22 protein-coding genes and 2 tRNA genes are annotated in these 21,497 nt (G+C 71.7%); 13 read left to right on the forward strand and 11 right to left on the reverse strand.

The window, feature by feature from the left end:
- From Q0L15_RS19910 to Q0L15_RS19935, 6 genes are all read left to right on the forward strand, one after another.
- Positions 1 to 124: hypothetical protein (locus tag Q0L15_RS19910; protein WP_296606384.1), on the forward strand; the 124-nt coding region annotated here is incomplete at its 5' end.
- Between the two features lie 51 nt (positions 125 to 175).
- Positions 176 to 2,935, forward strand: coding sequence for a DNA gyrase subunit A (gene gyrA / locus Q0L15_RS19915; protein WP_296606352.1), 2,760 nt, complete (start codon positions 176 to 178; stop codon positions 2,933 to 2,935).
- Positions 2,935 to 3,450, forward strand: a complete 516-nt coding sequence (locus Q0L15_RS19920) for a DUF3566 domain-containing protein (protein WP_296606353.1) — start codon at positions 2,935 to 2,937, stop codon at positions 3,448 to 3,450. Before gyrA ends, Q0L15_RS19920 begins: the two co-directional genes overlap by 1 nt.
- A 91-nt stretch (positions 3,451 to 3,541) precedes the next feature.
- Positions 3,542 to 3,615 (forward strand) — tRNA-Ile (locus Q0L15_RS19925).
- A 70-nt stretch (positions 3,616 to 3,685) separates the two neighbouring features.
- Positions 3,686 to 3,811, forward strand: a complete 126-nt coding sequence (locus tag Q0L15_RS19930) for a DLW-39 family protein (protein ID WP_296606355.1) — start codon at positions 3,686 to 3,688, stop codon at positions 3,809 to 3,811.
- Between the two features lie 34 nt (positions 3,812 to 3,845).
- A tRNA-Ala gene (locus Q0L15_RS19935) sits at positions 3,846 to 3,921 on the forward strand.
- 201 nt (positions 3,922 to 4,122) lie between these two features.
- On the opposite strand, the gene Q0L15_RS19940 is transcribed toward Q0L15_RS19935, so the two are convergent.
- The 4 genes from Q0L15_RS19940 to Q0L15_RS19955 all read right to left on the reverse strand — a co-directional run bounded on the left by Q0L15_RS19940 (position 4,123) and on the right by Q0L15_RS19955 (position 7,215).
- Positions 4,123 to 5,001 (reverse strand): hypothetical protein, encoded by an 879-nt coding sequence (locus Q0L15_RS19940; protein ID WP_296606356.1) that lies wholly within the window; start codon positions 4,999 to 5,001, stop codon positions 4,123 to 4,125.
- The gene (locus tag Q0L15_RS19945; protein ID WP_296606357.1) at positions 4,995 to 5,504 is read right to left on the reverse strand and encodes a hypothetical protein; all 510 of its coding nucleotides are present in this window, start codon (positions 5,502 to 5,504) and stop codon (positions 4,995 to 4,997) included. Before Q0L15_RS19945 ends, Q0L15_RS19940 begins: the two co-directional genes overlap by 7 nt.
- 275 nt (positions 5,505 to 5,779) lie before the next feature.
- Entirely contained in the window at positions 5,780 to 6,499 is a 720-nt protein-coding gene (locus Q0L15_RS19950) for a sterol desaturase family protein (protein WP_296606359.1), read from the reverse strand.
- On the reverse strand, positions 6,496 to 7,215 hold the full coding sequence (locus tag Q0L15_RS19955) for a GntR family transcriptional regulator (RefSeq protein WP_296606360.1): 720 nt from the start codon (positions 7,213 to 7,215) through the stop codon (positions 6,496 to 6,498). The genes Q0L15_RS19950 and Q0L15_RS19955 overlap by 4 nt, the downstream gene beginning before the upstream one ends.
- A 74-nt stretch (positions 7,216 to 7,289) precedes the next feature.
- Here Q0L15_RS19955 and Q0L15_RS19960 point away from each other — a divergent pair, with 74 nt between their 5' ends.
- From Q0L15_RS19960 to Q0L15_RS19975, 4 genes are read left to right on the forward strand one after another with little or no spacing between them, the layout of a single operon-like run.
- Positions 7,290 to 8,093 carry an SURF1 family protein gene (locus Q0L15_RS19960; RefSeq protein WP_296606362.1) on the forward strand — a complete coding sequence of 268 codons (804 nt, stop codon included), beginning with the start codon at positions 7,290 to 7,292 and terminating at the stop codon, positions 8,091 to 8,093.
- Between the two features lie 4 nt (positions 8,094 to 8,097).
- A complete protein-coding gene (locus Q0L15_RS19965; RefSeq protein ID WP_296606364.1) occupies positions 8,098 to 8,442 on the forward strand; it encodes a DUF3817 domain-containing protein in 345 nt (114 codons plus the stop codon).
- A 30-nt stretch (positions 8,443 to 8,472) separates the two neighbouring features.
- Complete coding sequence (locus Q0L15_RS19970) at positions 8,473 to 9,345, forward strand: patatin-like phospholipase family protein (RefSeq protein ID WP_296606365.1); 873 nt, start codon at positions 8,473 to 8,475, stop codon at positions 9,343 to 9,345.
- Positions 9,342 to 10,361, forward strand: a complete 1,020-nt coding sequence (locus Q0L15_RS19975) for a 1-acyl-sn-glycerol-3-phosphate acyltransferase (RefSeq protein ID WP_296606367.1) — start codon at positions 9,342 to 9,344, stop codon at positions 10,359 to 10,361. The genes Q0L15_RS19970 and Q0L15_RS19975 overlap by 4 nt, the downstream gene beginning before the upstream one ends.
- 22 nt (positions 10,362 to 10,383) lie before the next feature.
- Here the strand turns inward: Q0L15_RS19975 and Q0L15_RS19980 are convergent, their stop codons facing one another.
- Positions 10,384 to 11,079, reverse strand: a complete 696-nt coding sequence (locus tag Q0L15_RS19980; protein ID WP_296606368.1) for a hypothetical protein — start codon at positions 11,077 to 11,079, stop codon at positions 10,384 to 10,386.
- Between the two features lie 192 nt (positions 11,080 to 11,271).
- On the opposite strand from Q0L15_RS19980, the gene Q0L15_RS19985 reads away from it, so the two are divergent.
- Both Q0L15_RS19985 and Q0L15_RS19990 read left to right on the forward strand, forming a co-directional pair.
- Positions 11,272 to 11,784: a peptidylprolyl isomerase gene (locus tag Q0L15_RS19985; RefSeq protein WP_296606369.1), complete on the forward strand. Its 513-nt coding sequence runs from the start codon at positions 11,272 to 11,274 to the stop codon at positions 11,782 to 11,784.
- A gap of 22 nt (positions 11,785 to 11,806) precedes the next feature.
- Positions 11,807 to 12,727 carry a rhomboid family intramembrane serine protease gene (locus tag Q0L15_RS19990; protein WP_296606371.1) on the forward strand — a complete coding sequence of 307 codons (921 nt, stop codon included), beginning with the start codon at positions 11,807 to 11,809 and terminating at the stop codon, positions 12,725 to 12,727.
- Between the two features lie 284 nt (positions 12,728 to 13,011).
- Here Q0L15_RS19990 and Q0L15_RS19995 read toward each other — a convergent pair whose 3' ends face one another.
- Complete coding sequence (locus tag Q0L15_RS19995) at positions 13,012 to 13,464, reverse strand: cell division protein CrgA (protein ID WP_296606373.1); 453 nt, start codon at positions 13,462 to 13,464, stop codon at positions 13,012 to 13,014.
- A 79-nt stretch (positions 13,465 to 13,543) separates the two neighbouring features.
- Between Q0L15_RS19995 and Q0L15_RS20000 the strand changes: the two genes are divergently transcribed.
- Complete coding sequence (locus Q0L15_RS20000) at positions 13,544 to 14,365, forward strand: DUF881 domain-containing protein (protein WP_296606374.1); 822 nt, start codon at positions 13,544 to 13,546, stop codon at positions 14,363 to 14,365.
- Here Q0L15_RS20000 and pknB read toward each other — a convergent pair.
- The 5 genes from pknB to Q0L15_RS20025 all read right to left on the reverse strand — a co-directional run.
- Positions 14,292 to 16,124: a Stk1 family PASTA domain-containing Ser/Thr kinase gene (pknB, locus tag Q0L15_RS20005; RefSeq protein ID WP_296606376.1), complete on the reverse strand. Its 1,833-nt coding sequence runs from the start codon at positions 16,122 to 16,124 to the stop codon at positions 14,292 to 14,294. The two genes, Q0L15_RS20000 and pknB, sit on opposite strands and share 74 nt — an antisense overlap.
- Positions 16,121 to 17,518, reverse strand: a complete 1,398-nt coding sequence (locus Q0L15_RS20010) for a serine/threonine-protein kinase (RefSeq protein WP_296606377.1) — start codon at positions 17,516 to 17,518, stop codon at positions 16,121 to 16,123. Before Q0L15_RS20010 ends, pknB begins: the two co-directional genes overlap by 4 nt.
- Positions 17,515 to 18,987 (reverse strand): penicillin-binding protein 2, encoded by a 1,473-nt coding sequence (locus tag Q0L15_RS20015; RefSeq protein ID WP_296606379.1) that lies wholly within the window; start codon positions 18,985 to 18,987, stop codon positions 17,515 to 17,517. Before Q0L15_RS20015 ends, Q0L15_RS20010 begins: the two co-directional genes overlap by 4 nt.
- 7 nt (positions 18,988 to 18,994) lie before the next feature.
- Positions 18,995 to 20,413 (reverse strand): FtsW/RodA/SpoVE family cell cycle protein, encoded by a 1,419-nt coding sequence (locus Q0L15_RS20020; RefSeq protein WP_296606381.1) that lies wholly within the window; start codon positions 20,411 to 20,413, stop codon positions 18,995 to 18,997.
- Positions 20,413 to 21,497 (reverse strand): protein phosphatase 2C domain-containing protein (locus Q0L15_RS20025; protein ID WP_296606382.1); only part of this gene is annotated, 1,085 nt, incomplete at its 5' end. The genes Q0L15_RS20025 and Q0L15_RS20020, both read right to left, overlap by 1 nt.

Raw genomic sequence — 21,497 nt, forward strand, 5'->3', positions numbered from 1 at the left:
GGTCACCCTCGACGACGCCGCGCACGCCGACGAGATCTTCTCGATCCTCATGGGCGAGGACGTCGAGCAGCGTCGATCGTTCATCCAGCGCAACGCCAAGGACGTCCGATTCCTGGATATCTAGCCGTCTAGGAGATGCGCTAGATACCGGTAGAAGCGACCAGAAAGAGTTCCTGTGACCGAGACCCCCACCAGCGGCGGCACCACTCCTCCCCCCGAGGGCCCCGGCGGGCGCATCGAGCCCGTCGAGCTGCAGACCTCGATGCAGCGCGCCTACATCGACTACGCGATGGCGGTCATCGTCGGCCGCGCCCTGCCCGACGTACGCGACGGCCTCAAGCCGGTGCACCGCCGGGTGCTCTACGCGATGTACGACGGGGGCTACCGCCCCGACCGTGGCTTCTCCAAGTGCTCGCGCGTCGTGGGTGACGTCATGGGTCAGTACCACCCCCACGGCGACTCGGCGATCTACGACACCCTCGTCCGTCTCGCCCAGCCCTGGGTGATGCGCGCTCCGCTGGTGCAGGGCCAGGGCAACTTCGGCTCGCCGGGCAACGACTCCGCCGCCGCCATGCGGTACACCGAGTGCCGGATGGCGCCGCTGGCCATGGAGATGGTCCGCGACATCAACGAGGACACCGTCGACTTCCAGCCCAACTACGACGGCCGCTCCCAGGAGCCGGTCGTGCTGCCGGCGCGGTTCCCCAACCTGCTGGTCAACGGCTCGGCCGGCATCGCGGTCGGCATGGCCACCAACATCCCGCCGCACAACCTGCGCGAGGTCGCCGAGGGGGCGCGCTGGGCCCTCGAGCACCCCGACGCCAGCCGTGAGGAGCTGCAGGACGCGCTCATCGAGCGGATCAAGGGCCCCGACTTCCCCAACGGCGCGCTCATCGTGGGCCGCCAGGGCATCGAGCAGGCCTACCGCACCGGCCGTGGATCGGTCACCCAGCGTGCGGTGATCGAGGTCGACGAGGACGCCCGCGGCCGCACCTGCCTGGTGATCACCGAGCTGCCCTACATGGTCAACCCGGACAACCTGGCGCTGAAGATCGCCGAGCTCGCCGACTCCGGCAAGGTGCAGGGCATCTCCGACGTCCGCGACGACACCTCCGACCGCACCGGACAGCGGCTGGTCGTCGTGCTCAAGCGCGACGCGGTCGCCCGGGTGGTGCTCAACAACCTGCTCAAGCACACCGAGCTGCAGACCAACTTCAGCGCGAACATGCTGGCCCTGGTCGACGGCGTGCCGCGGACGCTGACCATCGACCAGTTCATCAGCAACTGGGTCACCCACCAGATCGAGGTCATCCGGCGCCGGACGGAGTTCCGTCTGGCCGAGGCCGAGAAGCGCGCCCACGTGCTGCGTGGTCTGGTCAAGGCGCTCGACATGCTCGACGAGGTCATCGCGCTGATCCGGCGCTCGCCGGACGTCGCGGAGGCGCGCCAGGGTCTGATCGACCTGCTCGACATCGACGAGATCCAGGCGACCGCGATCCTCGACATGCAGCTGCGCCAGCTCGCAGCCCTGCAGCGCCAGAAGATCATCGACGACCTGGCCAAGATCGAGCTCGAGATCGCCGACCTCCAAGACATCCTCGCCAACGTCAGCCGCCAGCGGCAGATCGTCGCCGACGAGCTCAACGAGATCGTCGAGCGGTACGGCGACGACCGGCGTACGCAGATCATCGCGGCCGACGGCGACCTGTCGATGGAGGACCTGATCCCCGACGAGGAGCTCGTCGTCTCGATCACCCGCGGCGGATACGCCAAGCGCACCCGCGCCGACCAGTACCGCACCCAGAAGCGCGGCGGGAAGGGCGTGCGGGGGGCGAGCCTGCGTGGTGACGACGTCGTCGAGCACTTCATCGCGACCACCAACCACCACTGGCTGCTGTTCTTCACGACGGCCGGCCGGGTCTACCGCACCAAGGCCTACAACCTCCCCGAGGCGTCGCGCGACGCCAAGGGCGGCCACGTGGCCGGGCTGCTGAGCTTCCAGCCCGACGAGAACATCGCCCAGGTGCTCGCGATCCGCGACTACGAGCAGGCGCCGTACCTCGTGCTCGCCACCCGCAACGGCCTGGTGAAGAAGACCCGCCTGGGTGACTACAACAGCCCGCGCCAGGCCGGCGTCATCGCGATCAACTTCCGTGAGGACGACGACGAGCTGATCGGTGCCGAGCTGGTCAACGCCGAGGACGACATCCTGCTCGTCTCGCGCAAGGGCCAGGCGATCCGGTTCCGGGCCGACGACGCGCAGCTGCGCCCGATGGGTCGGGCGACCTCCGGTGTCGCGGGCATGAAGTTCCGCGACGGCGACTCGCTGCTGTCGATGTCGGTGATCCGCGCCGAGCAGGTCGCGGCCGAGGAGGCCGCGGAGGCCAAGGCCGAGGCGGCCGGTGAGTCGACGGCCGCCGGCGACCTGCCCGACGTCAAGGAGCAGTACGTCTTCACGATCACCGACGGCGGCTTCGCCAAGCGGTCGCGGATCTCGGAGTACCGCCTGCAGTCGCGCGGCGGTCTCGGCATCAAGGCGATGTCGCTGCAGAACGAGGACCGCGGCCACCTGGTGGGTGCGTTCATCGTCGAGGAGGGCGACGAGATCCTCTCGATCACCCAGAACGGCCAGGTCGTGCGCAGCCCGATCAACGCCGACTTCCGGCCCACCGGGCGCTCCACGATGGGCGTGAAGTTCGTGACGCCGAAGTCGGGCGACGCGGTCGCCGTGGTGGCGCGATCGGTCGAGGCTCGCGACGAGGAGCTCGAGGGCGAGCAGCCCGACGGCGACGGCCCGGTCGAGGGTACCGAGGTTGACGAGTCGTCGGATCAGGGTACGGATGCAACAATCGAGGGGTCTGGCGCGTCTGAGGAGACGGGCCCGACTGCGAGTGAGGGCACCGAGCCTGACACCGACGGGGAGAGTGACGGCTGATGACTGATCGACAGGACACTGCCGTCCGCGCACCCCTCGGCGAGCGCATCTCGGCCAAGCTGAGCAACGCCGCCGACGAGCACCGCGCGAACGCGCGACCCGGGTCGACCAAGGGTGCTGCCACGTCCGCAGCGGGGAAGCGTCCCCGCCGGGCCCGGCTGCGGCTGACCCGCGTCGACCCGTGGTCGGTGATGAAGACCTCGTTCCTGCTGGCCGTCGCGTTCGCAGTGGTCACGGTGGTCTCGGTCTTCATCATCTGGTCGGTCCTGTCGGCCGCCGGGGTCTGGGACTCCATCAACGACACCGTGCGCGACGTCGTCGGAGGTCAGGACGCTGCCGACTGGGACGTCGAGAAGTACGTCGGCCTCTCCCGCGTCATGGGCTTCACGATCCTGGTCTCGGTGGTGGACGTCGTCCTGATCACCGCGATCGCCACCCTCGGCGCGTTCCTCTACAACATGTCCGCCGCGCTCGTCGGCGGCGTCGAGGTGACGCTCGCCGAGGACGAGCGCTGACCGCTGCGGGTTCCGCCGGCCGGGTCTCGGCTGACAGGCACCTCGTTTTGTCGCAGCCGTGGGCCGTCCGGTAGTGTCTGCCCTCGGTCCCGGGCCTATAGCTCAGACGGTTAGAGCGCTTCCCTGATAAGGAAGAGGTCACAGGTTCAAGTCCTGTTAGGCCCACTCACCACCCCCGGCTGACCTCGGGGGTCGCCCGACCAGGGGCTGCATCCCCCGACCCGAGGGAGTCCAGATGAAGAAGATCCTCCTCGTCCTGCTGGCGGTCGGTGGTGCCGTCTTCGCCAAGCGCAAGATGGACGAGAGCAAGCAGGAGCAGGCACTCTGGGCCGAGGCCACCGACCCGGTCGGGCGATCCTGACGTTCCACCTGCTGCACCCGGTCGTCAAGACCACGGGGCCTTGGCGCAATTGGTAGCGCACCTGCTTTGCAAGCAGGGGGTTAGGGGTTCGAGTCCCCTAGGCTCCACCAGTTCTCCCACTGCTTCTTCGATGGCGGGGCGAGCGCGGGCGCAATTGGTAGCGGCTCTGTCCATCCTGGGCTTTGCAGGCAGGGGGTTAGGGGTTCGAGTCCCCTAGGCTCCACCACGTGACAACGAGAACAGCCCGCAGCACTGCTGCGGGCTGCTGTCGTTCGACGGGAGTTCCTCCGCTCCCGACGGGGCGGTCACGATCACCGGGTGCCGGTGACGACCGACTGCGACTCCGCCACCCGCAGGACCGCGGTGGACGCCGGCCCTTGGAGCGTGGTCGGGGCGCCGGGGATGGTGACGTTGACGCCGTTCAGCTCGAACCGGATGTCCCAGGTCGAGGTCGCCGAGACCGTGTAGGCGGGCCTGCCGTCCTGGGTCGTGGTGCCGTCGTTGGAGGCGCGACGGTAGGTGTAGTCGCACGACGTCTCCGCCTCGGCACTCGACGTCGTCCAGGGACACGTGATCGTGGTGCCGTCACCGGTCGCGATGTCGAGCGAGGACACCGTCGCGATCGCGCGGAGGCCGAACGCCGAGCTGCCGACCTGCTCGGGATCGCCCCCCTCGATCCAGAACCAGGTGGGCAGGTTCACCAGCGTGCGGCGCGTCGGGCTGGTGCTCAGCGCCGGCAGTGCGAGGGAGAGCTGCCCGGTGGCCGTACGGGCCTGGTCCTGCAACGAGGGCGGCGGCGGCTCACCCTCGCTGGCCCAGTAGATGCGCACCGCGATGTAGTAGCCACCGGCCTGCAGGCACAGGTCGACGAGCGCGGGGGTGTCGGGCTTCGGCGGGTCCCCCTCGGGCAGGACGTACGGCGGGTGCCAGTCCTCGGTGTAGCAGGGCGTCGTGCCGTTGCACCAGGTGCCGGGGGGCACGAGGGTGCAGGTCGGCTGGTGCTGGCCACCGCCGCCGGGATCGCCCTCGCCACCGCCCCCGCCGGGGGTGATCTCGACACAGGTGTAGCCCAGGCCGCCCGGGAGCGGGACCGCCTCCATGCCGGCACCGCAGCCACCGTCGGCCTGCGCCGGTGTGGGCGCGACGAATGCGAGCGCCACGAGCATCGAGACGACCAGGGCCCTCAGCATCGCTTGCCCTCCGTGGTGAGTCCGTCGACGAGCCAGGACCCGTCGGTGAGCTGCAGCGTCAGCGTCTCCACCATCCGGATGCCGCCGGTCGCGCCGACTCCGACGGCCTTGGTGCCCTTCGGGACCACGAACGTGCTGGTGTTGTCGATGCAGGCGTCGACCGTGGCGGTGGTCCCGTCGATGCTGACCTCGGCCGTGTCGTCGACCAGCGTGGCGCGCCCGAGCATGATGTCGCCCTTGGCGAGGAAGCTCTCGCGGTAGCCGTCGACCACGTGCTGCGCCCACTCGGTGGTGGCGATGTTCGTCAGGGGACCCACATCGGCCTTCGCATAGGCCCGCTCGACGGCGCCGAAGAAGCGCGGCAGCACGGCCACCACCTCGGCCTCCTGCTGGGCCTGTGGCGTCGGCTCGGCCGACGGCGAGGACTCGCTCGAGCCCAGGACCGCTGGGCCGGCCGCATCGCTCTCGTCGCTGCACCCGCCCAGCCCGAGTCCGAGCAGCACGATGGCTGCCGCCGCGCTGGTGGTCCTACGTCGCCTACCGTCCATGAGCCCCGCCCGATCAGTTCATCCGGAGGCGTCGCCGACCACGCCGGGGCGCAGGCTCCGGCGACGCACCAGTCGTATGCCCCGTGGGCCGGCGACCAAACCCCGCTCACGCCACCCAGCGCCCGCGGTGCGGGACGCGGAGCACTGCGAGGTCGGCGTCGAGCACGACCGCGGCCGCGCGAGCCGCGTCGTCGACGACCTCCGAGTGCTCGCCGAGGACCTCGGACAGCTCAGCGTCCCTCGCGGGCGTGCAGCGAGCGCACGGTCGGTGACGTCGGCACGGTCGAGGGGTCGGGGTAGGTGCCGAACAGCCGGTCGGCGGTGCCCGCGGTCGTCACGGTGAACCAGTAGTGCTCGCTCTTGTAGTGGTGCAGCCGGTGGTTGCGCCACACCGCGCGGTACCACCGCGAGCGGGGCCGGTAGTCGCTGTGCAGCAGGTAGTGGGTCCACTCGTAGCCGGACATGATCGCGTAGACCGTCACCAGCACCGTGAGCATGCTCGAGGTCGACGGCGTCGCCAGCCACGCGACCACGACGTACGACGGGAGCAGCCACAGCTCGACCTGCCACGGCACGAAGACCAGCGGGATCGCGCGGGGGTCTGCGTGGTGGGCACGGTGCTTGCGCGAGAGCAGCGGGTCGACCGTCACCGGCCCGACCTGTCGTGGGCGCCAGTGCAGGATGCCGACGTGGACGACCCACTCGACGACGGGGAGGATCGCGATCAGCCCGACCGGGAGCAGCAGCTCCCACCAGGCGCCGCCGCCGGCGACGACCCGGCCGGCGACGGAGGCGAGCAGGAAGCTGCCGAGCAGCCACGGCGAGGGGTGTCTCCAGAACGACCGCCAGGCCCGGCCGAGCGAGACGTTCGCCCGCCGGGCGCCGGTGATGCGCTCCTCGTCGGCCGCGACCTGTCGAGTGGCCAGCGCCTCGATCTCGCTCTTCGTCATCGCTCCTCCAGGGCCTCGAGTGCGGTGAGCAGGCTGGTGGTGGCCGGGCGCAGCACCCGGTCGGCGGCAGCGCGCGCGGTCTCGGCATCGCCGGCTCCGATCGCGGCGGTGAGCAGCCGGTAGGCGCCGACCTGACCCACCTCCTCGGCCATCACCGGCGCGAGGGCCTCGAGCGCCGGCTCGTAGGCCGCGCGCAGGCTGTTGAACATCAACCGGAAGACCATCGAGTCGGCCGCGTCCACGACGTGGTCCCAGAACGCCAGGGCGTGCAGCTGGCGCTGCACGTCGTCGTCGGTGGCGCCGAGCGCGTCGACGGTCTCGGTCAGCAGCACCTCGAGGGTCGGACCGCCGCGCTCGGCGGCCAGCGCCGCGACCCCCGGGCCGACGACCAGCCGCGCCTCGAGGATGCTGCGGGCCACCCGCGGGTCGAGCTCGCCGCGACGCACGAGGAGGCGGGGGAGCAGGTCGAGGCCGGCGTACCGGCGGAAGTCGCGGACCGTGGTGGCGCCGCCGTGGCGCACGTCGAGCAGGCGGGTCTGGGCCATCCGCTGCAGCGCCTCGCGCACGGCGGGTCGTGAGACGCCCAGGACCTCGGCGAGGCGACGCTCGCTGGGCAGGGCCTCGCCGGCCTCGAGGCCGCCGTCGACCACCTCGGAGAGGACCTGGTCGAAGACCTCGTCGGGGACGGAGCGGCGCTGGACGGGTTGGAGCGGCATGGCGGCCACGGTAGATCCGGTCTGGACCACTGGTCAAGTGGTCTGACCAGACGGATGCGCCGTACCCTGGAGAGGTGCCACGACCGCTCGCCCCGCGCTTCTGGGGCGCTCACGTCCTCGCGGTCGTGCTGGTCGGCGCCGCCGGGTGGCTCGGGTCCTGGCAGCTCGGTGCGTGGCAGGAGCACCGCGACGCCCAGGCCACCGACCGGACCCAGGCCGCGCCGATCCCGCTCACCGAGGCGATCGGGCCCGACGACCCGTTCCCGGGCGACCGGGTCGGGCAGCCGGTGACGGTCACCGGCCGCTGGGTCCCCGCCGGCACGGTCTACGTGAGCAACCGCGAGCACGCCGGCCGCGAGGGCTACTGGGTGGTGACCCCTCTGGCCGTCGACGGCGCCGACGGCGCGGCGCTGCCGATCGTGCGCGGGTGGACGGCCGACCCGGCCGACGCGCCGGCCCCGCCGACGGGTGACGCGACCCTCGAGGGCTGGCTCCAGCCGCCCCAGGGCACCGGGCAGGTCGACGACGACCCGACCGACGACCTCCTCCCGCAGCTGCGCATCGCCGACCTCATCCAGCACGTCGACCAGGACCTCTACGGCGCGTACGCCGTCGCGCAGACACCCGGGCAGGGCCTCGATCCGGCGACGCTCGACCAGCTCCCGCCGGTGGCGGCTCTCACGGGGCTGCGCAACCTGCTGTACGCGATCGAGTGGTGGTTCTTCGGAGCGTTCGCCGCCTTCATCTGGTGGCGCTGGGTCCGAGACGTGCAGGCCGGCTCCCAGACCGGATCCGAGTCGGGTGCCGACGAGGATCACACCCCGGGGGCCGACGGCGAGGACACCGGCGCGGCCGCCGAGGCGACGTCCGTAGGCTGAGGGCGTGAAGCTCTTCTCGTCCTACCGGGTGCTCGCGTTCGTCGTGGGCGTCCTCCTGGCCGTGTGTGCGCTGGTCGCCGCACCCCTGAAGTACCTCGCGAGCGAGGGCAGCTCGCTGCAGAGCTTCGGCGAGGACCTCAGCATCCTCTGGCTCCTGCACGGCTGGATCTTCATGGTCTACGTGGTGGTGGCCTTCCTGCTCGCCCGCCGGGCGCGCTGGTCGGTCTCGTTCACGCTGCTGATGCTCGTCGCCGGCCTCATCCCGCTGCTGATCTTCTGGGTCGAGCACCGGGTCGTGCAGAAGATCCGCGCCGAGACGCCCGAGCTCGTGGGACCGACCGCGGCGTGAGCCGCTCGCCGGCCTGCCGATGACCGCCCCATGACGACCACCGCGTTCGTGCTCGGGGGCGGCGGAGTCCTCGGCGCCGTGGAGGTCGGCATGCTGCGGGCCCTGCTCGAGCGCGGCATCCGCCCGGACCTCGTGCTGGGCACCAGCGTCGGCGCGCTCAACGGCGCCCTCGTCGCTCGCGACCCGAGCCCCGGGGTGGTCGGCAAGCTGACCGAGCTCTGGCGCGGGGCCGCGACGCCGCAGAGCGCGCAGGTGTACGGCGACAAGCCGCTGCGCACGGTGCGGCGGGCCGTGTCGACGGGCACCCACCTGTGGTCGGCCAAGCCGCTCACCCAGGCGCTCCGCGAGGAGTTCGGCGACCTCACGTTCGAGGAGCTGCCGGTGCGCTTCCAGGTGTGTGCCGCCAGCATCGAGCGGGCCGCCGAGCACTGGTTCGACTCCGGACCACTGGTCGACGCGGTCGTCGCCAGCGCCGCCGTACCCGGCCTGCTGCCGCCGGCGCGCGTCGGCGAGGAGCACTTCCTCGACGGCGGCATCGTGAACTCCATCCCTCTGGGGCGTGCGGTGCGGCTCGGCGCCGATCAGGTGTTCGTGCTGCAGGTCGGGCGCATCGACCGCCCGCTGGCGGTGCCCCGGCGGCCGTGGGAGGTCGCCCGGGTCTCCTTCGAGATCGCCCGGCGCCACCGTTTCCACCGCGAGCTCGAGGAGCTGCCCGAGCACGTCGAGGCCTACGTGCTGCCGGCGCGCGGCACCTCCGGCCGGGACGACTCGCTGCTCGGCACCCGCGACTTCGCCGGCGTCGAGGCCCGGATCGACGCGACCTACGAGGCGTCCGTGGCCTACCTCGAGGACCACCTCGGCCCCGCTGCGGAGAGCGGCTCGCGGTCGGCGGGAGAACAGTGATCCGGCTGCTGCGACGGCTGGTGATCGCGCCCGCCGTCGTGGCACTGACCGGGGTGTTGTGGGTGACCCTCCCGCTGTGGGTGATCGGCGCCGCCGCCCTCTCGCCCGCCCTGCCAGGCCGGCTCCGGCCGCTGCGCATCCTGTGGGTGGCGATCGTCTACCTCACCTGCGAGGCGCTGCTGCTGCTGGTGCTGTTCGGGCTGTGGCTCGCCTCGGGGTGCGGGTGGAAGATCCGCTCGGCGTACTTCGAGGGCATCCACTACGACCTCGTGCAGGGCACGATGTGGGTGTTCTTCCGCGAGGCCAGGCGGGTGCTCCGGCTGCGGATCGAGACCGAGGGCCCCGCGCCGGACGCCCACCCCGGCCGGCCGATCCTGGTGTGCTGCCGGCACGCGGGACCGGGCGACTCGTTCGTCCTGATCCACACGCTGATGGCGTGGTACTCCCGGGAGCCGCGGGTGGTGCTCAAGGACACCCTGGCCTGGGACCCCGCGATCGACGTGATCCTCAACCGCATCCCGGCCCGCTTCATCACGCCCAACCCCGCCGACGGGGACCGGCTGGAGGACCAGATCGCGGCGCTGGCCACCGGCCTGGACGAGAACGACGCGTTCGTGATCTTCCCCGAGGGCGGCAACTTCACCCCGCAGCGGCGCCAGCGTGCGATCGACCGGCTCCGCAGGATCGGGATGGAGCGGATGGCCGCCCGGGCCGAGCGGATGGTCAACGTCCTCGCCCCACGGCCCGGCGGCTTCCTGGCCGCGCTGGACGCGGCACCGGAGGCAGACGTGGTGCTGGTCGCCCACACCGGGCTCGACCACCTGCTCACCGTCGCCGACGTGTGGCGCGAGCTGCCGATGGACAAGCGGATCGTGATGCGCTGGTGGCAGGTGCCCCGGTCGGAGATCCCCGCCGATCGCGACGACCGGATCGACTGGCTCTTCGGCTGGTGGGAGGAGATCGACGCCTGGATACAGCAGAACCGGCCCGAGGATCTCTCCTCGAGCCGGTCCTGACGAGCCGGGCGCAGCCGGGTCGCTACTTCTTCTCGTCGACGTCGACGACCGTGGCCGGCTCGTCGGGCGTGGTGACCGGGTGGGGCGCCTCGGCCTGGTCGGCGATGGCCTCGTCGGGCGACGAACCGCCCTCGTCGTTGGCGTCGCTGGCGTCGCTGGCGTCGGTCGGTGCCGGCGCGGCCGGCGCCGGGCTCGGGCTCGGGGCAGGCGTGGGCGTGTAGGAGGACTGCCAGTTGTCGCTCTGCCCGCCGCCCTGGAGCTTCTTGGCCACGAACGCGGCGAGCGCGGCCAGGCCGGTCAGCAGCAGCAGCTTCTTGGCCTTGCCGCCCTTCTTCTTCCGGGGCGTGGCGACCTCGGAGACGCGGTCGGCGGCGTGCTCGGCGGCCTCGGCGGCCCGCTCCGCGGCCAGGCTCGCGCCGGCGGCGATCTTCTCGGCCGCCAGCGCGGCCCCGGAGGCGATCGCGGGAGCCGCCTTGGTGCGGGCGTCCGCGATGACCGGCGCGGCCTTGGTGCGGGCGTCGGCGATCACGGGCGCGGCCTTGGCGCGAGCATCGGCGATGACCGGCGCGGCCTTGGTGCGGGCGTCGGCGACGACGGGCGCGGCCTTCTCGCGAGCCGTCGCGACCGCAGACTCGATCTGGGGCCTCACCTGGTCGACGTACTGGGTGACGGTCTCGCTCGCCTGGTCGATCAGGGACTTCTTCTTGCGCAGACCCATCGTGTGGCACTTCCTCTCGTCGTGTCCTGCCTCATTCGATCATGTCACCCGAGGGCCAGCCAGAGGCTCCGCGCGAGACTGCGCTCACGCTGCGCGGTGCCTGGCTGCCAGGCGGGCTGCTTGCGGGTCGTGCGAGGATCGGACGGCACGACTACACCCGTTCGGTGTACCCATCCGATGCGAGAGGCACTCATGGCTGACCTGCAGGCCGTTCTCAAGACCAACCGGGGCGACATCACGCTCAACCTGTTCCCCGACCACGCCCCCGAGACGGTCGCCAACTTCACCGGCCTCGCCGAGGGCACCAAGTCCTACGACGCCGGCAACGGCAAGACCGGCCCGTTCTACGACGGCCTCGGGTTCCACCGGGTCATCGAGGGCTTCATGATCCAGGGCGGCTGCCCGCTGGGCACCGGCACGGGCGGCCCCGGCTACACCTTCAAGGACGAGCCGCACCCGGAGCTGACCTTCGACAAGCCCTACCTGCTCGCGATGGCCAACGCCGGGCCGGGCACCAACGGCTCGCAGTTCTTCATCACCGTGGGTGCGACCACGTGGCTGAACTTCAAGCACACGATCTTCGGCGAGGTGGCCGACCAGGCCTCGCGCGACGTCGTCGACGCGATCGCGACCACCGCGACCGGCCCGGGCGACCGGCCGACCGACCCGGTCGTGATCGAGACCGTCCAGATCGTCCGCGGCTGATCCTGCGAGCAACCCGCCTCACATGAGCGAGTCCTCGACCTCCCCGTCCGGGGTGCCCACGTGCTACCGGCACCCCGGGCGGGAGTCGTACATCCGTTGCCAGCGCTGCGACCGGCCGATCTGTCCGGACTGCATGCGCGACGCCGCCGTGGGCTTCCAGTGCCCCGAGTGCGTGGCGGAGGGCAAGAAGACCACCCGCGCCGGCCGCACGGCGTTCGGAGGCCTGCGCCCCGGCAACGCGGCGACCACGTCGTTCGTGCTGATCGGCATCAACGTCGCGGTGTGGGTGGCGATCCTCGCCAGCGGTGGCAGCTCCAGCCGGCTCCTGGCCTGGCTCGAGCTGCGGCCACGGGCCGTCTGCGACCTGCAGAACGGCTTCATCCAGATCCACGGCACCCAGGCCGCCTGCACCGGCGACTGGATGCCGGGCGTCTACGACGGCGCCTACTGGCAGCTGCTGACCAGCACCTTCACGCACGTGCAGCCGCTGCACATCGCGTTCAACATGTTCGCGCTCTACATCCTCGGCCCGCAGCTGGAGATGGTCATCGGGCGCGTCCGGTTCCTCGCGCTCTACCTCCTCTCCGGACTCGCCGGCTCGGCGCTGGTCTACTGGGCCGCCCCCGAGTTCCAGGCCACCGTCGGAGCCTCCGGCTCGATCTTCGGGCTGATGGGCGCGCTGCTGATCGTCGCCTACAAGCTGCGCGCCAACGTGCAGCAGATCCTGATGTGGATCGGCATCAACTTCGTGTTCACGGTGGCCGTCAGCAACGTCTCCTGGCAGGGCCACCTCGGCGGGTTCATCGGCGGCCTCGCGATCGCCGGCATCCTCGTCTACGCGCCACGCGGCCCACGACGACCGGTCTTCCAGATCTCGGGCCTGGTCGTGGTCGCGGCCCTCACCGCCCTCGCGGTCATCCTTCGCACCGCAGCCCTCGCCTGACCCACCCCGCCGCCAGCCCCATCCACGGTCGACAACGGCGGCCGGGGGCGCGGCCGGACGCTGCGCGCCGACCGCAACCACACCGTCGGAGGAGTCTCCCGACGCCGCATCCCCGGCGGGCGTGGCGCGGCGCGACACACCCGACGCGTCCACAGGTGTGGAATCACCTGTGGAGAACTACATCGATGTAGTTCTCCACACCGTTGTCCCCAGGTGTGGACAAAGCAGCACCGCCGGCCCCTGGGGGACCGGCGGTGCGGAGGTCTGCGGGTGGTGCGGCCGGGCTACTCCCAGCGGGTGGCGAAGGTGAAGCCGACCGCCATGAAGGCGATACCGACGAACAGGTTCTTCTGGCCCAGGTCGTTGAACACCCAGATGCTCGACATGTCGTTGCTGAACACGTAGTAGGTGCAGATCCACAGCAGGCCGATGAGGAAGCAGCCGAGCATGCCGACCACGACGCCGCGGCCGCGGCCCAGGGGCGTGGAGGGGTGGGCGGAGATCACCAGGCCGAGCATGAGCAGGCCGAAGCCGATGAGGTAGTTCCAGCCATCGAGGTCGCCCATGAAGGCCGGCGATCCCGAGTCCTTGGGCGGGAAGGTCGCCGGGTCGAAGACCACGTAGTAGTAGGCGATCCAGGCGATGCCCAGGACCATCAGCGCGAGCGCGACCACGAAGCGGACGGACAGCAGCGGGCCCCGGGCGGGGGCGAGGGGGTCGAGCTTGGCCTTGGCCACGGGTGCTCCTGGATCGATCGCGGTGCGGGGACGGTCGGCGCCGCGGCGTTGTCGCGGGCTGCGGGCTACCTTAGTCGGCGTGACCCCTCATCCACATGCGCGGCCCCCGGAGCCGTCGGCCGCGGCGCGACTGCGTGACCGCCTGCGTCGGCACACACCGAGCCGCGCGCGCGGCGTGTGGCGCGTCGGCACCCCGGCCGTGGGCCTCCTGTGCGGCGCGCTGTTCATGGTGAGCGCCGCCAACAGCGAGGGCACCGACCTGCGACCTGGGCGCTACACCGACCTGGCGTCGTTGGTGAAGGACCAGGCCGACGACTACGCGAAGCTCGACCAGGAGCGCAGCGCACTCGACGCCCAGGTCCAGGCGCTCTCGGCGGCGACGAAGGGCCGCGAGATCAGCCGGGTCCACCGCCGTATCGCCGAGCTCGAGGATCCCGCGGGCCTGGTGCCGCGCACCGGCCCCGGGCTCTCGGTCACGCTCTCCGACGCCCCTGCGGACCTCATCAACTCCACCACCGGCAACGTCAACAAGCTGCTCGTGCACCAGCAGGACATCCAGGCGGTCGTCAACGCCATGTGGGAAGGCGGCGCCACGGCCATCACGATCGCGGGCCAGCGGATCGTGTCGACCACCGGCATCAAGTGCGACGGCAACGCCGTGCGGCTGCAGGGCGTGCCCTACCCGCAGCCCTACGTGATCGAGGCGGTCGGCGACCAAGGCGCGATGCTCACGGCGATCGAGGGCGACCCCTACATCGCGGGCTACCGCGAGGACGCGGCCAACCCCGACATCTCCGTGGGCTGGGACCTCGAGCTCGAGGACAGCGTCACCGCGCCGGCGTACGACGGCCTGCTCGACCTGAGCTACGCCGTCCCGCTCGGCTCGGCGTCGGACGGCTAGGAGCCACCGCCTCGTCGCGCAGCAGGGGCGACTCGCTCGGGCTCGGCAGGTCGGTGGGCGTCTCCGACGGGGTCTCGCTGGGCTCGGTCGGCGCGTAGGTCGACACCACGATCGTCACCGTCGCCCCCTGGTTCGCCGTGCTCCCGCCCTGCGGCGACTGGCTGATCACGGTGCCCGCGGGCTCGGTGGTGTTGGGGTTCTCGATGACCTCGGGCTCGAACCCCGCGGCGCGGATCTTGCTCTTCGCGGCGCCCTGCTTGTCGCCCACGACGTCGGGCACCTCCTCCGGCCCGTCGGAGTAGAACAGCGTCACCTCGCTGCCCGGGTCGAGCTGGGTGTTGGCCTCGGGCTGCTGGCGGACCACCTGGCCGGCGGGTGCGTCGGAGTCGTCCTCCTCGAGCTTGACCTCGAAGCGGTAGGGGTCGCCGGTGAGCTCCGCGCGGGCGTCGTCCTTGTCGCTGCCGACCACCGACGGCATCGCCACCTGGGCCTCACCGAGGGAGAGCACGAAGCCCACCGAGGTGTCGGGATCGACGTACTCGTCGGCCTCGGGCGACTGGCGGATGACCTGTCCGGCCTTGACCGTGTCGCTGTTCTCGCGATCGATGACGCCGACCGACAGCCCCGCGTCGCCGATCAGCCGCCGGGCCTGGTTCTCGGTCCTGCCGACGACGTCGGGCACCGGCACCTGCTCGGGCGCCGACGGGAAGAGCTTGGGCCACACGAAGAACGCGCCGGCCAGCAGCAGGGCGACGAGCAGGGCTCCGACGAGCACCAGGAGCCCGGTGCGGCTGCGGGGGAGCTCCTCGCCGCCGGGCGGCACCGCGCCGACCACCGCGGTCGCCGCGGTGGGGTACGGCGAGGACGGGGGTGGCGCCACCGGGGCGGGGATCGGTGCTTGGACCGGACGGCCGGCGAGGTAGCGCTCGATGTCGCTGCGCATGGCCGCGGCCGACTGGTAGCGGTCCTCGACGCGCTTGGCGAGTGCCTTCATCACGATCGCGTCGACCTCGGGCGGCAGCTCGACGTCGTGGTCGGACGGGGGCACCGCGGGCTCGCGGACGTGCTGGTAGGCCACGGCGACCGGGCTGTCGCCGACGAACGGCGGCCGCCCGGTGAGCAGCTCGTAGAGCAGGCACCCGGCCGAGTAGACGTCCGAGCGCGAGTCGACGGTCTCGCCGCGGGCCTGCTCGGGGGAGAGGTACTGCGCGGTCCCGACGACCGCCGCGGTCTGGGTCATCGTCGAGGAGGCGTCGCTGATCGCGCGGGCGATGCCGAAGTCCATCACCTTCACGTCGCCGCTCGGCGTGAGCATCACGTTGCCGGGCTTGATGTCGCGGTGGATGATGCCGGCCCGGTGGCTGTAGTCGAGGGCGGCGAGCACGCCGCTGGTGATCTCCAGCGCCCGCTCGGGAAGGATCTTGCGACCCTCGCGCAGGATGTCGCGCAGCGTGCGGCCGGCGACGTACTCCATGACGATGTAGGGCTGGGAGACCCCCGAGCCGTCGGCGGCCGGCTCCTCACCGGTGTCGTAGACAGCCGCGATCGCGGGGTGGTTCAGCGAGGCCGCCGACTGGGCCTCGCGGCGGAAGCGGGCCTGGAAGGTCGCGTCGCTGGCGAGGTCGGTGCGCAGGCGCTTGACGGCCACGACTCGCCCGAGCCGGGTGTCGGTGCCCTTGCGGACCTCGGCCATGCCGCCGCGGCCCAGCAGCTCGCCGAGCTCGTAACGGCCCCCGACGGTGGGCTGATGGTTGCTCATCGACGGTCGACCTCGCCTTGGGTGCTGGGGGAGCTGGAGCCGGTCTTGCTGGCGGACGCGGTGGGTGACTGGGCGGGCTGGGAGGCGACGTCGCTGGGCGTCGGGGTCGCCGGCGGCTCCGAGGAGGGAGGAGGCTCGGACGACGGTGGCTCGGAGGTCGGCTCGGAGGACGGCGGCTCCGACGTCGGCTCGGAGGACGGCGGCTCGGACGTCGGCTCCGAGGACGGCGGCTGCGAGGTGGGCTCGGTCGAGGGTGGCTCGGAGGTGGGCTCGGAGGTGCGCGAGCGCTGGGGGGTGCGGGTCGGCTCGTCCTCGGGGTCGTCGGAGCCGCCGAGGCCCTGGGCGATGAGCACGAACGCCAGCACCGCCACCACGACCAGGGCGATGACCGCGAGCACCGGCCACAGCGCGTTGCGGCGGCTGACCCGCGGGGGGTCGGGCAGGTGGCCGGCGACCGGGCCGGGCACCGGCGCGGGGGGCGGGGGCACCACCCCGGTCAGGACCTGGGTCGCCTCGTGCTCGGGCCGCGGCGGGACCTGAGCGACAGCGGTCGCCGGGTCGCGCAGCGCGGCAGCCAGTGCGGCGCCGTCGCTGAAGCGGTCCTGGGGGAGCTTCGCCATCGCCCGGCGTACGACGGCGGCCAGGTCGTCCGGCACCGCGTCGGGCAGGTGGGGGACCGGCTCGCGCAGGTGGGCGAGCGCGGTCGCGACCGCCGTGTCGGCCACGAAGGGCCGCCGTCCGGCGAGGCACTCGAAGGCCACCACGCCCAGGGAGTAGACGTCGGAGGCCGGGGTGGCGGTCTCGCCGCGCGCCTGCTCGGGGGAGAGGTACTGCGGGGTGCCCATCACCTCGCCGGTCTGGGTCATGCCCACGCCCTCGGCCGCGCGGGCGATGCCGAAGTCGGTGACCTTGATCCGCCGGTCGGGCGTCACCAGCAGGTTGGCCGGCTTGACGTCGCGGTGCACGATGCCGGCCGCGTGCGCGGCGGCCAGGCCGTCGGCCGCCTGGGCCAGCAGCGCCCGCACGGCCGCGGGGTCCATCGCGACGTCGGGGCGCAGCAGCGCGGACAGGGGCTGCCCGTCGACGAGCTCCATGACGAGGTAGGGCCGCTGCACGCCTGAGCCGTCGCCGGTCGGGGCCTCACCGAAGTCGTAGACGGCGGCGATGTTGGCGTGGTGGAGCGAGGCGGCGTGCTGGGCCTCGGTCTCGAAGCGGGCCCGGAACGAGGCGTCGTCGGCGTACTCGTTCTTGAGCAGCTTGATCGCGACCTCGCGACCCAGCGTGGTGTCGGTGCCGCGCCACACCTCGCCCATGCCGCCGGTGGCGATCCGGGCGTCGAGACGGTAGCGGTGCTCGGCGTCGGCGAAGCCGAGGCCCTCGGGGGTGGACGTCACTTGATCACCGCCTCCATCACGGCCTTGGCGATCGGGCCGCCGTAGGTGCCGCCGGCGATCTCCCCGCGCGGGATGTCCGCGGACTGGATCATGACCGCGACCGCGACCTCGGGGTTCTCGGCCGGCGCGAACGACACGAACCAGGCGTACGGCGGCTTGTCGGGCTGGCCGCTCTGGGCGGTGCCGGTCTTGCCGGCGACCTGGATGCCCTGGATCGCCGCCGGGCTCGCGGTGCCCTCGTTGACGGTGGCGACCATCAGCTTGGTGACCTCGCTGGCGGTCGTGGCCGAGACGGCCTGCGAGAGCTCCTGCGGCTCGGTCTTCTGGATCACGTCGAGGTCGGCGGACTGCTCCTCGTCGACGAGGTAGGGCCGCATGACCGTGCCGCCGTTGGCGATGCCGGCGGCGACCATCGCCATCTGCAGCGGGGTCGCAGCGACCTCGAACTGACCGATGCCCGACTGCCCGATCTGCGGCTCGTTGGCGTCGGTCGGGAAGACCGACTCGGCCTGCGGCGTGAGGTCGTCGAAGTAGTGGCTGTTGAAGCCGAAGCCCTCGGCGGTCTTGGCCATGTCCTCGGCGCCGACCTCGATCGCGAGCTGGGCGAAGGTGGTGTTGCAGGACTGCCCCATCGCCTGGGTGAACGGGATCCGGGCGCCGTTGGCGCCGCAGGAGCGGCCCTCGTTGTCGATCTCGCCGGTGACCCCGCTCGTCTGCGGCAGCTGGAAGGTCACGCCACCGGGCACCGGGTCGTCGGCCTTGTAGAGGCCCTTGTCGATGGCGGCGGCCGCCGTGAGGATCTTGAACGTCGACCCGGGTGGCAGCCGCGTCTGGATCGCCCGGTTGAGCAGCGGCTGGGTCGGGTCCTTGTCGAGGCGGGTGAACGTGTCCTGCACCGAGCTCAGGTCGTGGGAGGCGAGCTTGTTGGGGTCGTAGGTCGGCAGCGACACCATCGCCAGGATCTTGCCGGTGTTGGGCTCCAGGGCCACGACCGAGCCCTGGACGTCGGGGCCGAGCGCCTTGAGGCCGTTGTACGCCGCGTCCTGGGCTGCGGGGTCGATCGTGAGCTTGACGTTGCCGCCCTTGGTCCGGTCGTTGCTGAGCAGGTCGACCAGCTTGGTGACGAACAGCCGGGAGTCCTCGCCGGAGAGCACGTCGTTGCGGGTCTGCTCGATGCCGGTGGCGCTGTAGTAGCTGAACCAACCGGTGAGCGGGGCGTACTCCAGCGGCTTGGGGTAGGTGCGTTGGAACTTGTACTGGTCGTCGGACTCCACGCTCTGGGCGACCGCCTTGCTCCCGACCTGGATCGCGCCGCGCTCGCGGGAGTAGGCGGCGACGAGCACCCGGCGGTTCTGCGGGTCGTCGTTGAGCTGGCCGGCCTTCCAGTACTGCAGGTAGGTCGCGTTGATCATCAGCGCCAGGAACAGCAGCAGGCAGAAGATCGAGATCGTCCGGATCGGCTTGTTCATGACGTCGTCAGAGCCTCACGATCTGGGTGGCGTCGTCACCGATGGCGGTGGTGTCGTCGGACAGCTGGGGTGCCGGGCGACGGGCCTGGTCGGAGATGCGCAGCAGGATCGCCACGATCACCCAGTTGGCGATCAGCGAGGACCCGCCGTAGGACAGGAACGGTGTGGTGAGACCGGTGAGCGGGATCAGGCTGGTCACACCGCCGACGACCACGAACACCTGCAGGGCGAAGATGCTGCCCAGGCCGGTGGCCACGAGCTTGCCGAAGCCGTCGCGGCAGATGAGGGCGGTGCGCAGTGCCCGCTCGACGATCAGGCCGTAGAGCAGGATCACCGCCATCACCGCGGCCAGGCCCAGCTCCTCGCCGATGGCGGCGACGATGAAGTCGGACTCGGCGAACGGCACGCGGTTGGGGTCGCCCTCGCCGAATCCGCGGCCGATCAACCCGCCCCAGCCCATGCCGAACTGGGCCTCGACCGGCTGGAAGGCCTGGTCGCCGTTCTTGCCGTAGTAGTCGAACGGGTGCAGCCAGATGTCGAAGCGCTCGGTGACGTGGGGGAACAGCAGGTACGCCGCGGTCGCGCCGCCCACGAACATCAGGGCGCCCACGACCAGCCAGCCCGGCCGCTCGGTGGCGACGTAGAGCATGACCAGGAACAGCCCGAAGAACAGCAGGCTCGAGCCCAGGTCGCGCTGGAACACCAGGATGCCGAGGCTGACCGCCCACATCGCGAGGATCGGGCCGAGGTCGCGGCCGCGGGGCAGGTCGACGAACAGCACCCGGCGCCCGGCCAGCGCAAGGGCGTCGCGGTGCAGGACGAGGTAGCCGGAGAACGTGACCACCAGCAGCACCTTGGCGACCTCGCCGGGCTGGAAGTTGAACGGGCCGAGGTGGATCCAGATGCGGGCGCCGTAGACCTGCTTGCCGATGCCGGGCACCATCGGCAGCAGGAGCAGCACGATCGCGGCGAGGCCGCTCGTGTAGGTGAAGCGCTGCAGCACGCGGTGGTCGCGCAGGAGGAGCAGCGTCGCCACGAACAGCGCGAGGCCGAGCGTCATCCAGGTCAGCTGCTGCTGGGCGTAGCCGTGGAACCTGCCGTCGGCCTCCTTGGCGAGGTCGAGCCGGTGGATCACCGCGAGCCCCAGCCCGTTGAGCGCGGCGACGACCGGCAGCAGCACCGGGTCGGCGTACGGCGCCACGAACCGGATCACGACGTGGGCGATGACCACCAGGGCGGCCAACCACCCGCCGTACCCGACGAGGTCGGCGGGGACCTTCTCCTCCACGCCGATGCCGACGGCGGCGTAGGCCCCGATGCCGACGGCCAGCGCGAGGACGAGCAGGAACAGCTCCGCGCCCCGACGTCGCCGGTGCACGAAGCCCATCAGGCTGGAGGAGCCGGGAGAGGCAGCGACCTGGGACATCAGCCGCCGTCCCCGGACGAGGTCCCAGAGCTCTGGGGCGTCTGCCGCGCCGCGAGGTCCTGGACCTTCTTCTCGGCCGCGGCGAGGTTGTCGTAGGGGATGCCCTCGCGGACGCGGTCGGCCTCGATCTCGCCGAGACGGTCCAGGGAGACGTCGGTGCGCTCGTAGGGCTCGGAGAGCGAGAAGCCGCCGAGCTCGGTGTTCACGCCCCGGAAGATGACGACCGCGCCGTCCTCCTCGCCGACGAAGTACTGGCCCTGGGTCCACGACCACGCCGCCGCGAGCCCGACCCAGGCGAGTCCGGCCGCGAGCACGAGCGCGAGGAACCGCTTGAGCCAGACGAAGCGTCGGGGGGCGCGGGGCGCGTAGCGCGCCTCCTCGGGGTCGATCGGGTCGGCGGTGATCGCGAACGGGAGGTCGTCGGGGATGTCGGCCTGCACCGGCTCGAGCTCGCCGGTGTCGCCGGCCCGGTGGCCGCGGAACAGGCTGCCCATCGCGCCCATGCCACCGCTGCGCTGGCGGGGCAGCCGGCGCTCGGCGGCCGCGCCGACGAGCAGCGGGTCGCCCGCCTCGCCGGGCGCGATCGGGGCGTCGGCGTCGACGGCGTCGGCGACCAGGCAGGTGACGTTGTCGGAGCTGCCGGCCTCGAGGCTGGCGCGCACGAGCTCGACCGAGGCGAACTCCGGGCTGCCGGTGGCGAGGATGTCGGCGAGGCGACGGTCGTCGAGCACCCCGCTGGCGCCGTCGCTGCACAGGAGCAGCCGGTCCCCGGCGGCCAGCTCGATGACGAACAGGTCGGGCTCGACGTCGCTGGGGCCACCGAGTGCGTTGAGGATGAGGTTGCGGTGGGGGTGGACCCGCGCCTCCTCCTCGGTGATCCGGCCCTCGTCGATGAGGGTCTGCACGAAGGTGTGGTCGGAGGTGAGCCGGGTGATCTCCCGGTCGCGGAAGAGGTAGGCGCGGCTGTCGCCGACGTGCCCGATGCCGACCCGCGCGCCGTCGAAGAGCGCGACGGTGGCCGTGGTGCTGGTGCCGTCGAGGCTCGGGTCCTCGTCGGCGAGCTCGTTGATGCGGTCATGGGCGC

This window comes from Nocardioides sp., from assembly GCF_024509035.1.
Taxonomy (GTDB): domain Bacteria; phylum Actinomycetota; class Actinomycetes; order Propionibacteriales; family Nocardioidaceae; genus Nocardioides.

Bases quoted from the DNA above. Each gene is read 5' to 3' on its own strand.
- Q0L15_RS19950 (WP_296606359.1), bottom strand. From the start codon at position 6,499: ATGACGAAGAGCGAGATCGAGGCGCTGGCCACTCGACAGGTCGCGGCC.
- Q0L15_RS19930 (WP_296606355.1), top strand. From the start codon at position 3,686: ATGAAGAAGATCCTCCTCGTCCTGCTGGCGGTCGGTGGTGCCGTCTTC.
- Q0L15_RS19980 (WP_296606368.1), bottom strand. From the start codon at position 11,079: ATGGGTCTGCGCAAGAAGAAGTCCCTGATCGACCAGGCGAGCGAGACC.
- Q0L15_RS19920 (WP_296606353.1), top strand. From the start codon at position 2,935: ATGACTGATCGACAGGACACTGCCGTCCGCGCACCCCTCGGCGAGCGC.
- pknB (WP_296606376.1), bottom strand. From the start codon at position 16,124: ATGAGCAACCATCAGCCCACCGTCGGGGGCCGTTACGAGCTCGGCGAG.
- Q0L15_RS19985 (WP_296606369.1), top strand. From the start codon at position 11,272: ATGGCTGACCTGCAGGCCGTTCTCAAGACCAACCGGGGCGACATCACG.
- Q0L15_RS19940 (WP_296606356.1), bottom strand. From the start codon at position 5,001: ATGCTGAGGGCCCTGGTCGTCTCGATGCTCGTGGCGCTCGCATTCGTC.
- Q0L15_RS19990 (WP_296606371.1), top strand. From the start codon at position 11,807: ATGAGCGAGTCCTCGACCTCCCCGTCCGGGGTGCCCACGTGCTACCGG.
- Q0L15_RS20020 (WP_296606381.1), bottom strand. From the start codon at position 20,413: ATGTCCCAGGTCGCTGCCTCTCCCGGCTCCTCCAGCCTGATGGGCTTC.
- Q0L15_RS19970 (WP_296606365.1), top strand. From the start codon at position 8,473: ATGACGACCACCGCGTTCGTGCTCGGGGGCGGCGGAGTCCTCGGCGCC.
- Q0L15_RS19955 (WP_296606360.1), bottom strand. From the start codon at position 7,215: ATGCCGCTCCAACCCGTCCAGCGCCGCTCCGTCCCCGACGAGGTCTTC.
- Q0L15_RS20015 (WP_296606379.1), bottom strand. From the start codon at position 18,987: ATGAACAAGCCGATCCGGACGATCTCGATCTTCTGCCTGCTGCTGTTC.